Genomic DNA, 14731 nt, shown 5'->3' on the forward strand with positions numbered 1-14731 from the left:
TGTACATACGTTCGCTCAGGTAAGAATTAAAAATCCATTTTTACGCCCAGTAAATAAGTCCTTGGGATTTGCAAGCCATACCCGGTATCGTATCCGGTATAATCCGCCAGTTCAGGATCCTGACCAGTATACTTAGTCAGCGTGAACACATTATTGACACTACCATAAACATAGAAGCGCTTCATGCTGGCCGATTTCTTCTTCATGATCTCAGTCAGGTCATATCCCAGAGAAAGCGTGCGCAGCTTGATGAAAGAAGCGTTCTCCACGAAGATATCCTGATTCACCTGATAAGGCGCAACAGGGCTCCATGGGTTGTACAAAGGATATTTGCCATAATCGCCACGTTTTTCCCAATAAGTAATCTCCCTTACCGAATTGATGTTGTTCAGACCTTCACGGTTCACGAAGTCAAAACGGTTTGCCATTTCCTGGTTAACCAGGTCGCGGTTCAGATTATAGTAAAAGTTAAGGCTTAACGTCCATTTCTTATAGCTGAAATCGTTATTGAAACCACCGGCAAATACTGGCAATGCATGTCCTGTCATTACCCTGTCCTTGGCGTCAATCACGTTGTCATTATTCAGGTCTCTCCATCTTGGGTCACCAGCTTTCAGGTCGATGCCGTTGTAGCTCAGTTTCTGACCGCCAACAGAAGGCACTTCATCATCTGTATTATAGATACCATCGTTTTTCAGCACCCAGTAACGGTCCACTGCCTCTCCCACCTTGAACAGACGGTCGTTGATAGACAGTTCCTTAAGGCCGCCAGGTAAGGCGGTAAGTTCATTGCGGTTATAGTTAATGTTGAATGCAGCATTCCAGGTTACAGTCTGTCCGGCAGGCAATATTGATGCACTGATGTTCAGGTCAACTCCAGAGTTACGGATAGCCATACCATTTTTAATAACAGAAGAATAACCGTACTCAGCACCTGAAGGCACACCAAGCAGCATATTCTTGTCTTCCTTAATATAGCCGTCGATAGACGCAGAGATCCTTCCTTTCAGGAAAGACAGGTCCAGTCCAAGGTTCACCTGGTCCTGGTAAGCCCAATCCAGGTTATAACCAATACTGCCAAGTGTATAAGGACGGGTTAAAGTAGCGATACCATTATATCCCGGTGTGATCAGGTTGCCGGTAAAGCCAATAAATGCAGTATACTGTGGACCCTGTGCGTAGTTGTCAAAATGCTCATATCTACCTAATCTGCCTGCACTTGCACGAAGGTTGAGTGTAGAGAAGGTATCGTCATTTTCCAGCAGGTCCTTCTTGATGTCCCAGGCAGCCGATACCAGTGGAGAATAGAACCAGCGGCTAGTTGGCTGCTGGTTGGAAGAACCATCAGCACGTACCATTGCAGAAATGGTATACTTTTCCTTAAACTGATAAGTTGCCCTTGCATTGAAAGAGATCAGGTTATTTGCGGTTTTGTCCAGGAACTTATAAACCAGGTTCTGATTGAAAACCGTAGGACTCAGGTAATTGCTCTTGTTAGGATCGGGTTCCAGCAGGTTCAGCTTGATAAAGTCGTTCGAACCCTTATAGCCATAAGCATATTCATACTTATACTCATCAAACTGCAGAGAGGCTCCTGCCTGGAAATTAAATTTATTGGCATCGTCAAGATTCCAGTCGTAAGAAGCAATGTTATCAATAAAAGACCGCTGGTTGTAACCATAATAGTTAGATGCATAGTTTGTCGTCTGCATCAGCGTTCTCGCAAAGAAAATATCTCTGTAACCTTCATTATAATCTACACCACCAGTAGTGATCCAGTTAAAGTTTTTGAAGTTGAGCCCCAGTTTGATGAAACCTTGCACCGAGTTGGTTTTGTTGTCATCAAAGCCCTTGTCAAATTCGTTCAGGTATCTGCCATACCAGTCTTTGTTTGGCGGAAGGGGAGAACTCAGATCGGGAATATAGTTCACCTGGCTCAGCCTGTCCCTTACGTTTCTGTTACGCTGACGCTGTACACGTGTACCGTTTACCATCGCACTGAAAGTCAGCCAGGAAATCGGCTTCATGTTAACCAGGAAGCGTGTATTGTAACGGTCAGCACCGGTATTGTCAGCCACTCCATCGTTAGTCGCGGTCCCCACCGAAAAACGGAAGTTAGCTTTATCAGTACCGCCTGCGATACTGGCATTGGCGCTGTACACCAAGGCATTCTTGTAGTACAGGTCATTCCAGTTGGCAGGTCCGTAGAAAGCATTGTTCAGCGAGTCACTGAGGTACAGCGGATAAACGTCATTGTCCGAATAACTGCCATTACCAGTATATTTATTGTAGAACTGCTTCCTGAAATTATTTTCAAACTGGCCATTGATAGTAGTGACCGGGCTTTTGGTCGCCATGCCTACGTAAGAATCAAAGGTGATTGAACGCCTGGTTGTAGCGGACTTGGTGGTCAGCACAATCGCACCGTTTGCGGCTTTAGGACCATAGATCGCCACCGCGTTAACATCCTTAAGTACCTCAATAGAAGCGATGTTGTCCATATTGACGATAGAAAGCGGGTTAGTTCCCGTTCCTGCCCTTTCAAATTTATATTGCTGGATATCAAAAGCATAAGGATGCTCCGCGGTCAGCGGTACACCATCAAGGATCACCAGCGGCTGAGACTGGAACAACTCGCGGGGGGACAAAAGCGGCTGAGAAGTTCCGTGTATGAACATGTTCTGGTTTGTGGCAGGTTCACCCGAAGGCTCCTGAACATACAGGCCGGCCGATTCTCCCTTTAAATACTGCTGAAGCGTAATGGCAGGAAAGATCGCCAGCTTCTTCGGATCGAGTCCATTTCCCTTCGATTCTAGACCGGCGGTAATAGACTTCTTAATGGGCTTAATACCAACATCCGCAGTATCCTTGGTGCTGGTATCCTTTTGAGAGGCATCTGTCTGTTGCTGAAAGCTTCTCATTGCAGAGAAGTTATTCGAAACACAGGCTGACCTAGCCGCATTGCCGAAAGAGCATGTTGTTGTACACAACACACCCAGAAAAGTCATAGTTGCAATAATGCGCATAACAGATAATTAAGTATTAACTGATTGAAAACTGATATTTATTAGATTGTGTTAGATTCTGCGTTTAAACTACCCTATAATAGAAAATGTCCCTTCTGCCAAAGGCAGCCTGAACAACAATTATTAAAAAATAATTCAGAAATCTTAAAACGTTTTAGCAGCGATCTTCTGCAGCAAGCAGATCAGACACAGCCACTATCGTCCCTAATGTTACGGAACAGTGTTTCAAAAAATAATTGGGTTGCGGAGCTAGAAAATCACTCCTTAAAGTTCTAGTAAAGGTTTGGTTCATAGTTTGGCTTAATTAGGTAAGTATTTGGTTTCTCCCGATAATCCCCTCGGTGCTAAATCGATTATCTTTAACAATTATACGAAAGAAATATTACATTCCAAATCTTTTACTGATTTTTTTATAAAAATTCTGAACAGATAACCTACTGTAAAATAAGATGTTATAAACATCTGTTTTTCAACTACAGCCTTACGATCATTTCATTACAATCAGATTCCGCCGATTTGTAATTTTACGGCTACAGAACATTATCACATACCCGTAATTATTCCTATATAAATACTATATAATGATCAGTTTAGTGAATGAAAATTCGTTATTTTGAAATATGATAAATAAAGGCACCAATATATTATCCATAGATATTGGCGGAACGAGTATCAAAGCCTGCCTGCTCAGCATTCAGGGCGAACTGCTTACCGAATACAGCAAAACTCCAACCCCTAAACAATCCAGTCCTGAAAATGTACTGAAGGCAATAGCAGAGCTTGTGGCTGAACTTGATCCGGGATTTGACCGGATTTCAGTTGGTTTTCCTGGTTATGTCAAGTGTGGCATCGTTTACACTGCGCCCAATCTTGCCAAAAACAAATGGATACAGGTAAATCTGGCCCAGCAGATCGCCGACCGCTTCGGGAAGCCGGTAAGGCTGATCAACGACGCGGACCAGCAGGCGCTGGGTATCGTAGGTGGCAGAGGCTTCGAAATTGTCGTTACCGTCGGCACGGGCTTCGGCACAGCTCTGGTTTATGACGGGGAGCTCCTACCCCACTTCGAGCTGGCTCATTTTCCTGTATCCAAGACGAAAGACTACGACAACTACATTGGTACCAAAGCACTGGAGAAGATTGGTAAGAAAGACTGGAATGACCGCCTGCAACGGATCATAGAAATTTACAAGACTGTATTCAATTATGATACCTTATATATAGGTGGGGGAAATTCCAAGCATATTACGCTGGAACTTGACCATAACATCAGACTCGTTACCAACCGCGATGGTATCAGGGGCGGCGCCAAACTCTGGCAGGTTGCTGAGAAATACCATGTTTACACCACCCATCCCACACAAAAACCAGAAAATGAACAATAAATATACCTTAGGAATGATCGGCCTTGGAACCATGGGCCGCAACCTGCTGCTGAACATGGCCGATAACGGCTTTAAGGTAACAGGTTATGACAAAGACGCACGCATGCTGGCCAAGCTTGAAGAAGATGGAAAAGCACACCAGCTAAAAGCATACAACTCTCTGGAAGACTTCGTTCAGAGCCTCGAACTGCCACGCAGGATCATGTTACTTGTACCCGCCGGAAAAATCGTGGATAATGTGATCGAGGAACTCGTTCCCCTGTTAGATAAAGGCGACATGATCATTGACAGTGGAAACTCTCATTTTACAGACACCAGCCGTCGTGACAAGCAATTGGCGGAAAAAGGTCTGCATTTCTTTGGTATGGGTATATCCGGGGGAGAGGAAGGCGCGCGTTTCGGCCCCAGCATGATGCCTGGTGGCGATAAAACTGCTTATAATGCGGTTAAGCCGATCCTCGAAGCTGTATCTGCCAAAGTAAACGGTGACCCCTGTGTAGCCTATATCGGCCCAGGAGCTTCAGGCCACTTCGTGAAGATGGTACACAATGGTATCGAATATGGCGTCATGCAAATCCTTGCTGAAGTTTACGACCTGATGAAGCACGCATTAGGCTATGACAACGAGCAGATCTATAAAACCTTCGCCAAATGGAACGAAGGCCGTCTCAGGTCCTTTCTGCTCGAGGTGACGCGCGATGTCTTCAAAGTGAAGGACGATAAGACCGGTAATTACCTGATCGACATGATCAAGGATGAAGCCAAATCAAAAGGCACAGGAAAATGGACCTCACAGGTATCTATGGATCTGCAGCTGCCTATCCCGACCATCAATGAGTCGGTCAGCAGCCGCGACCTCTCCAAATATAAGCACCTTCGTGTAGCCCTTTCAAAGGCCCTGCCACATGCGGCCATTCATGTGAACCATAAGGAAGAATTTGAAGCACAGCTGGAACAGGCACTCTACTTCGCCATGATCACCTGCTATGCGCAGGGACTGCACCTGCTCGAAGCTGCATCTAAAGAATATAAATACGAACTCAACCTCAAAGAAATCTCCCAGATCTGGAGAGGCGGCTGTATCATCCGGGCCACTCTGTTGGAAGACATTTACCAAGCCTACAAAAAGCAGCCGGAACTACAGCACCTTTATACCGATGACAGCATACAGGAGAAACTGAGAGAAATCCTCCCCGCTACCCGTGAAGTGGTGATTACTGCATTGCGGAATGGCATTGCCGTACCTTGCTTTGCCGCTGCACTAACTTATTATGATGCATTAAGGACAGACAAATCACCACTGAACCTGACCCAGGCCCAGCGCGACTTCTTCGGCGCACATACTTTTGAGCGCATCGATGAAGAAGGCATCTTCCATGCCGACTGGAATAATGGTAAATAATCCGAATTCAAACATAAAATCAAAGGATCCATCTGAGAAGGAGATCGATAAAAACAAACAGATGAAAACAAGCCTCAACGTAAACCCGACCATTGTCGTTATCTTTGGCGGGACCGGTGACTTAAACTATCGCAAACTTGCCCCTGCACTCTATAATCTGTATGCAGACGGCTATATGCCTGAGAAATTTGCCATTATCGGCACAGCACGCAGGCCTCTTACTGACGAAAAGTTCAGAAGTAACCTGATGGACGGCGTTAACAGCTTTTCCAGGTCAGGCAAGGTAAAACAAGATAAATGGGACAAATTCGCAAACCATGTTATCTACAATTCCGTTGACGTAGAGAGTCCCGAGACTTTCGGTATCCTGAAAAAAAACATAGAAAAATTCCAGAAGGAATTCGGTGAGCAAACTCAGGTGATCTACTACCTGGCCGTAGCTCCTAACCTATTCCCGCTTATTGCCAAATGCCTATCAGATTATAGCCTTGCTGGAAATGAAGACAATTGCCGCATTGTCATAGAGAAGCCTTTTGGCCGCGACCTTGAGTCAGCGAAGGAACTTAACGGCATCCTCACCGGAATCTTTACAGAAAAACAGATCTATCGTATTGACCATTATCTGGGTAAGGAAACGGTACAGAACATTATGGCCTTCCGCTTCGCCAACTCTTTCCTGGAACCGCTGTGGAACCGTACATACATTGACCATATACAGATCTCTGTAACCGAGCAACTGGGCGTAGGCGACCGTGGTGGCTATTATGAAAGTGCGGGTGCACTCAGAGACATGATCCAAAACCACCTATTGCAGTTGCTTTGCATCATTGGTATGGAGGCTCCCATCAATTTTACTGCAGACGAAATCCGCAATAAAAAAGTAGATGTGCTGAAAGCCATGCGTCCCTTTGGTCCTGAAGATATCCGTTTCAATACCGTACGCGGCCAGTATTGCGCAGGCTGGGTAGAAGGTAAGGAAGTACCAGGATACCGGGAAGAGAACGGTGTTGCTCCCGATTCCAATACGGAGACCTTTGCCGCAATCAAGTTTTTTGTGGACAACTGGCGCTGGCAGGGTATTCCCTTTTACGTACGCACCGGAAAGCGCCTGTTCCAGACTTCATCACTCATTACCATACAGTTTAAAGATGTGCCACACCATGTCTTTCCTTCAGGTGTGACCGAGCACTGGCAGCAGAACCGGCTGATCATCAGTATACAACCTGAAATGAGTATCCGCCTGCAGGTACAGGGTAAACGTCCCGGACTGGATATGGTACTCAATCCGGTAGATATGGTTTTCGATTATAAAGGTACCTATACCAATGACACACCAGAGGCATACGAAACCCTGCTGCTTGACGTCATGACCGGCGACCAGACTCAGTTCATGCGCGCCGACCAGGTAGAAGCAGCCTGGGAACTGCTGATGCCCGTTGTCAATGCATGGGAAAACAAAAAATCCCTCAGTTTCCCTAATTATCCGGCAGACTCATGGGGTCCGGAAGACGCCGAGGCGCTTATTGCCCGCGATGGCTTCCATTGGTTTACCCTGCCGCTCAACCACAGCAAAGATCACTAGCGAAGCAATTAAATATAAAGGTCTGCCACAAGCAGGCCTTTTTTAACCATCTCATCACCATGAACTTATTAATATATAACACTCAGCAAGAAATATTTGAAGACCTGATCGCCTACATTATTAAGATTGGCGGTCAGTCGATTGCTGAAACCGGTCGCTTTAACTTCGTGCTTACCGGCGGCAACTCACCTAAGAAGCTGTATGAACTGCTCGCTACGGAGCATAAAGACAAGTTGGATTGGAGTAAGGTCTATTTCTTCTTCGGCGATGAACGCAACGTTATGCCAGACCATGACAGTTACAATGGACTGATGGCCAAAAAAGCTATCCTGGAACCTCTTGACATTTCGGAAGACCATATCTTCTATGTCAACACGACACTCGCACCGGAAAAGGCAGCGATTGAATATACTAAAGCCATTAATGCGCATTTCGACGATGCAGACCCGGTATTTGATCTGATTCTGTTGGGCATGGGCGACGATGCCCATACAGCCTCTTTGTTCCCGGGGACGAGTATTCTGAGCAACCGCGATGTAGAAGTAGATTCCGTTTATGTAGAAAAGCTCTCTACTTATCGCATCAGTTTTACCGCGCCACTCATCAACAAAGCAAAAAACATTGCGTTTCTCGTATTTGGGGCAGGAAAGGCAGAAGCTGCGAAACATGTGCTGGAAGGAGCGAAAAATACCCATCTCTACCCTGCCCAACTCATTGAGCCGGTGGACGGGACCCTTACCTGGTTCCTCGACAAGGATGCGGCAGCACTACTGGAGAGTTAAAAAAGGCAGGACTAGCCTGCTTTTTTTTTAAACTTTAATTCTTTCCGTAACTGCTGTTTCCGTATCGCCCAGGTACCCGCTGATCTCCACATAATGTACGTTGGGCAGCCAGAATGACCCGCCTTCAATACGTACAAAAACCCTGTCTATCCTCAGTTTTTTATTGTTTACTGTTACGTAAGCATGCATCTTCTTGTCCAGGACAGACCGCTGCACGTATATCGGCAATTTCTTATGTGATACCAACCTGACCTCATAATGGTCATCGCCCAGCTTCTTCGTCTGCACCCCATAGGCAAATTTGCGCTGAATATAACTCAGGTCCTGGTGCTTACCACCATCGGCATACCTGATCCAATAAGCCTTAACCGGCTGCCCATTGTCCGTTTTCCCATCTCCGCCTATATTCAGTTCATAAATAACCGTATTCGTATTGGGGTCACGCTGAAGGTAAAAAAGCTGGTTCGCCGCAGCCTTGGGCACCGGAAACTTCAGCGGTGAAGGATCGCTGCCATCTGTAACCTGAGCAAGGACTGGTACCGCACAGAGCAGCATAAAAAACAAAAAATAATTCTTGTACATAATGATGTGTAACAGTGTAAAATACCTAACCCTTACCGGACAATAACACCTATACTGACAAAGGTAAGATTATATCTGCAGTGATGAACAAGCCGCCTCAAATTATGACCTGACTGCGATCTAAGCAAAGAACAGCATCTAAACAACAAAAAAATAGCGCGCACAGGTTGCTTTTTTGAAAGGCTGTTCAGTCTTTCCTGAAATCAGTATGCAAACCACATGAACAGAAAATGCACAGGACATTTTGTTCATTCAACAGGTTGCTAAGAATCAATTATATACCCCAAAAAATTAAACAAGAGAAGTGATTTTATTGAACCATTATTAAAGATTTCGAAGAAATAAAGTGAATGGAATGAACAGTTAACATTCATAAGAGTGTTGGTAAGTTTGGTTTACTCTACAGTTTTATGGCAGTTCGTCCTAAAAATTGACCACAAAACGCTTAGGAAATACTGAAATTATCGCAAGGGTGGTGCTTACAGCTGGATGCAAAAATATTGTTCAAAGGGGATTGCTGTCAGCTTTGCTGCTGATCATGGCTTTGAATGGCGATGTGAGGGGGCAAAGAGTGTACGCGAATACTTCGCAGAAAAGTCCCAAACAAACCTTAGTGCTTCTTACGTTATCTGATGTTACCGACGAGAACAAGGCAACAGATAACAGTAGCTTTACCGATTATTCAACACTTTTTACGACAGTAGGTGCATTGTCACTAATCGAGGCGTGGCAAAACCTGCAATTTCCTTCAAGCAGCAAGCCAGCTGCGAATTCACCGGTAACGATCATGTTTGGTGCAAACAGCTCGATTGCCGATGTGATCAATGGCATTTCCATTCAACCCACCAGCAACGGAACATTAGTTGGCTCTGCCTATTCAAGCAGTGCGTTACTTGGCCTTCTTGGTTCAGGTGCCGTAGACAAAGAAATAACACTTCCTGCACCAGGAGTAAGTTACGACGGGATCAGATACAGAGTAAGCCCGTCTGTAATAGGAGTTGCGGTGACCGGCAGGTACTATTACGCTTTCTTCATTACCCCTCCTACTGTCCCTGCGGCTACTGTCTGCACCGGGTCTGCGACCACGCTGACCATAGGTAATCCCCAAAGCGGCTATACCTATAACTGGTATTCCAGCAGCTCAGGAGGAACCGCGTTGCAGTCTGGAACAGGCACGAGTTTTACGGCGCCGGCATTGACTTCGAGTACGTCCTACTGGGTAGAAGCGGTTGAAACTGCGACCGGCACGAATTACTATTCCGGCAGAACACAAGTTGATGTCACGGTTAAACCGCTTCCGACTCCGGCAACAACAGGTGCGAACCAGAGCTTATGTTCGGTAACCAGTACGACGCTGACGGGGAACACACCAACTGTGGGTACGGGTACCTGGACAAGGGTAAGCGGGCCGAACACGCCGACCATAAGCAGTCCGAATTCGGCGACCACCACAGTGACAGGTCTCACCACTGGCTCTTATGTATTCCGGTGGACCATCACCAATAGCACATGTACAGCGAGTACATCAGATGTAATCATCAACATTGGCACAACACCGGCAATTACGATAAGTACAATGCCTTCTGCCTGTCAGCAGATCACCATGGCACCGATGACTTACACTGTGACCGGCAGCCCGTCGACCTACAGCATCACCTGGAATCCAGCTGCATCTGCCGCTGGATTCCAGCCGGTAACAAACGCCACACTGACTGCTTCTCCGATTCAGGTAACAGTGCCCGTAAATGCTGCTACTGGGGTGTATTCCGGAACGATTACAGTAAAAAACTCTGGTGGTTGCCAAAGTATTGCGGTGCCAGTTACACTGACAGTGCACAGCAAGCCTGCAACCCCAAATTTCACGGTAACCACAAATTGACGAGCGTCGCAGAAAAACTTCACCAGCAAATCTTAAACAAAAAAAAATAAATCAAAAAACAAGATCATGAAAACAACAAGTACTCTCTTAAAAGTAAGCCTGGTGGCCTTATTTTTATTCCTTGCTCACCTATCTTCTGCAGCAACTTACTACACCTGTATCGGAACAAATCTCAACCTGAACGCCACTACAGCTCCTGCCGGAATTACCTATACCTGGGACGTGCGTCAGGGCGCAACATCGATCAGCGGATACCCGGCTTCAACAGCTCCGACATCATTCCCCACCGCAGGAACCTATGTGGTTGTTTTGACTGCTACCAGTGATGCGGCTTCAGGAAGCTGTCCTTCTGACCCTGTGGAAAACACAATCATCGTATTGCCGCCACTGGGACTGACACTGGGCAATCCAAGTGCCGCCGCTTATTGCGCAGCCAACGGAACTGTAAACTCAAGTAATATTGCAGCTACGACAACCGGACAATATACTGATGCCATTACGGCGAACGACCTGGCAATCAGCTATAGTTACAGCGTAACTAAAGACGGTGGAACTGCTGTGGACGGGGCTACCGTAGGAACCATTGCCGCTGACGGAACCTTTACGCTGAACACGACTGACGCGGGTATTTATATTATTACTGGATCTGTGAAATATGTACAGGGCACTGTGACTACTAATGCGTTGCTGGGCAATGGGTGCCCTGTTAATGCAACCGGTTCAAAAACCGTTACTGTAACTGCAAAACCTGCCCAACCTACGGTTACCATTACTGCAGCTCCATAGCAACGCAAACAATCCCTGTTTATCATGATTAACAGAAGAATTAGATTGACTTCGGGCCTGCTGTTGCTGAGTGCAACGGCAGGTTACGGGCAATCTGCCGGCGCGCAGACGGTGAAGATCAGGGAAGGGTCTTCAGTGAAGCTGCGTGCCAATTCTGTTAACGCAAGTACTTATCAGTGGCTAAGGGACAGACGTCCGATACCAGGTGCCACGCTTGCAGAGCTTAGGGTTTTCCGGTCTGGTATATATACGGTTGTGGCCTATAATCAGGAAGGATGCGAATCTGATGTATCGGACGAGATCATCGTAGAAGTGGAACCACTGAAGCCAAAAGTAGCGGATATGATGGTCAGGAAGGATGCAGATCTGAGATCCGCAGGGATCAGCGATATTTTCGAATACCAGATCCGGGTGACCAACAAAGGCTCAGACCAGGCAACGCAGATCAGGGTAACAGATGTGCTGCCCCCGGAGGTATCTTTTGAGCAATATATTGCCAGCATGGGCACGGCATCGTATGACAACAGCACCCGGGCGCTGAACTGGGACATCCTGAGCCTGGACAGTGGCATGACGGCGCAGATTAACATCAAAGTAAAGGCGACCGCAGCCGGTCTGGTGAAGAACACCGCTACGGTAACGGCGCTGGAAATAGACCCTGACCCATCTAATAATACAGCGACTAATGAAAAAACAATTGTGGACATTATGATCCCGAATGTATTTACTCCCAATGGGGACAATAAGAACGATACGTTCATCATTCCCGGACTGGACAAATATGAGGCAAACGAACTGACCATTATGAACCGCTGGGGTGCCACTGTGTATAACAAAAAGGGCTACAAGAACGAATGGACAGGAGAAGGCCTGAGTGAAGGAACCTATTATTATCTGTTGAAGGTGAAGACCATGGCAAACAAATGGGAAGTATACAAAGGTTATATCACCCTGCTAAGGGGACATCGCTAGACAACTCGGCCGTTAAGCGCTTAAAGTATTCCCGAAAACTCGGCTTTGTATTCGGAAGGCTTTTTCAGCATGACATCCCGGAATTGCTTGTTGAAGTTCGAAAGGGTATTGAAACCACATTCATAGGAGATGGTAGATACCGGCAGATCGGTTTCTATCAGGAGTTTACAGGCGTGTTTGATCCTGATCTCAGAGACGAAACTGGAAAAGCTCTTGTTGTTACGGCTGGTAAAATACCGGCTGAACGAGGTAGGCGTCATAAAGAGCATTTCTGCCAGTTCGCGCAGGGAGATTTTCTTTCGGAAATTCGCCAGAGTGTACTCATAAACCTTGTTCATGCGGTCGGTTTCATTTTCGTTGAAACGGCCGGTATATTCACTGTGCGAAATGTAGTGGTATTCCTTGCTTTGGGCAAGGATGTTCAGGATTTTCAGTAACTGGATCAGGCTTTCCAGCCCCCTGAGATTTTCCTTCATGTACAATAATTCCTTCATCATCGAGATCACTTCATCGCGGTGTGCACCATAAAACTCAAGGCCCCGGGACGACCTTCTGAATAATTTCTTCAAAAGGAACAATTCCTCCTTTTCCAGCATGTGTTCACCCAGAAAATTTTCCTGCAGGTAAATGACGATACCTTTGATACTGAGTGGGCTGTCTTTACGAAAATAAACCTCATCACTGCGCCAGAGGTGCGGCAGGTCCTTACCTGTCAATACCAGTTCGGTATCTTTAAAAGATTTAATGCTGTCGCCGATAAAGCGGGTTCCCGTACCTTCCAGTACCACAAAAAGCTGATATTCGGAATGGGCATGCCACTGGGGATCGAAATGCTTATCTTCCAGCTCCTTAATGATAAACATCTGGTTTTCCGGAATTGCGGATTTATGTACTGCAACTTTCATTAATCTGTATCATAACATTTACAATCTTAAAAATAGGAAATCCTGAGATATAATACAGTCGGCATCAGACAAAAAAGTAAAAGGATTTTAATGCCAAAAAGGGGAAATTAGTTTTCCTCAGTTAACCAAATTGAACCATATGATGCGAACACTGCTTTCTGTTTCGAACAGAAAATATTTCTTTATCCCGGTATTATGCCTGCTTGCAGCCTTTAATTTCAGAGCCAGTCTACCCTGGAATGCTGATTTGAGCAGCGGACAGGCAGGACGCACGGTAGCGATGTGTGGCGGGAACCCCGTTACTGCTTTGCAGAAAACCGACAAAGGCCGTCGGCTGGAGCTGCTGCTGCTGGGCCACGACAGCAAACACCACAATTCCGAGAAGTTCACCGAGATCATCTCCCAGGAATTCTTCAAAAATGGCATCAACATCAGCTATACCACCAATCCGGACGACCTGAATACCGAAAACCTCGCCAAATACGACGGCCTGGTCATCTATTCGAACCACGACCTGATCAAACCCGAACAGGAAAAGGCACTGCTCGACTTTGTGAAATCAGGAAAAGGATTCATTCCCGTACACTGTGCCTCCTGGTGCTTCCAGAACTCGCCCGCCTATATCGACCTGGTGGGCGGACAGTTCAAGACCCACGGCACCGGAGAGTTCCAGATGGTCATTAAAGATGCCAAACATCCTGCCATGAAAGGCATCAGCCCTTTCACTACCTGGGACGAGACCTATGTGCACGATAAAGTGGCCAAAGACATCCATGTGCTGACCGAGCGCATGGAAGGAGAACGTCATGAACCTTATACCTGGGTCAAAAAATACGGCAAGGGAAAGGTATTCTATACCGCCTACGGCCATGATGAACGCACCTGGAAGAATCCGGAATTCCTCAAACTGCTGCAGAATGGCATCCTGTGGGCGGTCAGTGACGCCGCCCGTAAGGACTGGGAGAAACTGCCTAAGCCAGCACCTGCCTATACCGATGCCAAGCTGCCCAACTATGAGAAACGTCCCGGCGGATTCCAGCTCCAGGCAGAGCTCAACCCCCAGCAATCCCAGCAGATGACACAGGTCCCTGTAGACTTCCGCATGCAGCTCTTTGCCGCTGAACCGGATGTGGTCAAACCGATCGCCATGGCCTGGGACGAACGTGGCCGCCTGTGGGTCATTGAGACCGTGGACTACCCCAACACCGTGCGCGATGTGAAGGGTGAGGGCCAGGACCGCATCAAGATCTGCGAGGATACCGACGGGGACGGAAAAGCAGATAAGTTCACCATCTTTGCCGATAAGTTCAACATCCCCACCAGCATCGTGTTTGCCAATGGCGGGGTCATCATTGCCCAGGCACCTGACTTTATCTTCCTGAAGGATACCGACGGCGACGATAAGGCCGATGTCCGCGAAAAGATCATGG

The 14731-nt window shown here is 46.8% G+C and carries 11 protein-coding genes; 8 read left to right on the forward strand and 3 right to left on the reverse strand.

What is annotated here, in order from left to right:
* Nucleotides 1–26: 26 nt before the first annotated feature.
* The gene (locus P2W84_RS02535) at nt 27–2921 is read right to left on the reverse strand and encodes a SusC/RagA family TonB-linked outer membrane protein (RefSeq protein WP_276088529.1); all 2895 of its coding nucleotides are present in this window, start codon (nt 2919–2921) and stop codon (nt 27–29) included.
* 725 nt (nt 2922–3646) lie between these two features.
* Here P2W84_RS02535 and P2W84_RS02540 point away from each other — a divergent pair.
* The 4 genes from P2W84_RS02540 (at nt 3647) to pgl (ending at nt 8177) form a co-directional block, all read left to right on the forward strand.
* On the forward strand, nt 3647–4411 hold the full coding sequence (locus tag P2W84_RS02540) for an ROK family protein (RefSeq protein WP_276088530.1): 765 nt from the start codon (nt 3647–3649) through the stop codon (nt 4409–4411).
* Nucleotides 4401–5813: an NADP-dependent phosphogluconate dehydrogenase gene (gene gndA, locus P2W84_RS02545; protein ID WP_276088531.1), complete on the forward strand. Its 1413-nt coding sequence runs from the start codon at nt 4401–4403 to the stop codon at nt 5811–5813. Before P2W84_RS02540 ends, gndA begins: the two co-directional genes overlap by 11 nt.
* 61 nt (nt 5814–5874) lie before the next feature.
* Nucleotides 5875–7395 (forward strand): glucose-6-phosphate dehydrogenase, encoded by a 1521-nt coding sequence (gene zwf, locus P2W84_RS02550; RefSeq protein WP_276088532.1) that lies wholly within the window; start codon nt 5875–5877, stop codon nt 7393–7395.
* Between the two features lie 59 nt (nt 7396–7454).
* Nucleotides 7455–8177 carry a 6-phosphogluconolactonase gene (pgl, locus tag P2W84_RS02555; RefSeq protein ID WP_276088533.1) on the forward strand — a complete coding sequence of 241 codons (723 nt, stop codon included), beginning with the start codon at nt 7455–7457 and terminating at the stop codon, nt 8175–8177.
* A gap of 27 nt (nt 8178–8204) precedes the next feature.
* Here pgl and P2W84_RS02560 read toward each other — a convergent pair whose 3' ends face one another.
* The gene (locus P2W84_RS02560; RefSeq protein WP_276088534.1) at nt 8205–8759 is read right to left on the reverse strand and encodes a DUF4833 domain-containing protein; all 555 of its coding nucleotides are present in this window, start codon (nt 8757–8759) and stop codon (nt 8205–8207) included.
* Nucleotides 8760–9189: 430 nt separating this feature from the next.
* On the opposite strand from P2W84_RS02560, the gene P2W84_RS02565 reads away from it, so the two are divergent.
* From P2W84_RS02565 to P2W84_RS02575, 3 genes are all read left to right on the forward strand, one after another.
* Nucleotides 9190–10638, forward strand: coding sequence for a hypothetical protein (locus tag P2W84_RS02565; RefSeq protein ID WP_276088535.1), 1449 nt, complete (start codon nt 9190–9192; stop codon nt 10636–10638).
* A gap of 66 nt (nt 10639–10704) precedes the next feature.
* The gene (locus tag P2W84_RS02570) at nt 10705–11424 is read left to right on the forward strand and encodes a PKD domain-containing protein (RefSeq protein WP_276088536.1); all 720 of its coding nucleotides are present in this window, start codon (nt 10705–10707) and stop codon (nt 11422–11424) included.
* 24 nt (nt 11425–11448) lie between these two features.
* On the forward strand, nt 11449–12396 hold the full coding sequence (locus P2W84_RS02575) for a gliding motility-associated C-terminal domain-containing protein (RefSeq protein WP_276088537.1): 948 nt from the start codon (nt 11449–11451) through the stop codon (nt 12394–12396).
* A 20-nt stretch (nt 12397–12416) separates the two neighbouring features.
* Here the strand turns inward: P2W84_RS02575 and P2W84_RS02580 are convergent, their stop codons facing one another.
* Nucleotides 12417–13301: an AraC family transcriptional regulator gene (locus P2W84_RS02580; protein WP_276088538.1), complete on the reverse strand. Its 885-nt coding sequence runs from the start codon at nt 13299–13301 to the stop codon at nt 12417–12419.
* Between the two features lie 139 nt (nt 13302–13440).
* Between P2W84_RS02580 and P2W84_RS02585 the strand changes: the two genes are divergently transcribed.
* Nucleotides 13441–14731 (forward strand): PVC-type heme-binding CxxCH protein (locus tag P2W84_RS02585; protein WP_276088539.1); only part of this gene is annotated, 1291 nt, incomplete at its 3' end.

Source organism: Pedobacter sp. JY14-1 (assembly GCF_029269825.1).
GTDB lineage: Bacteria > Bacteroidota > Bacteroidia > Sphingobacteriales > Sphingobacteriaceae > Pedobacter.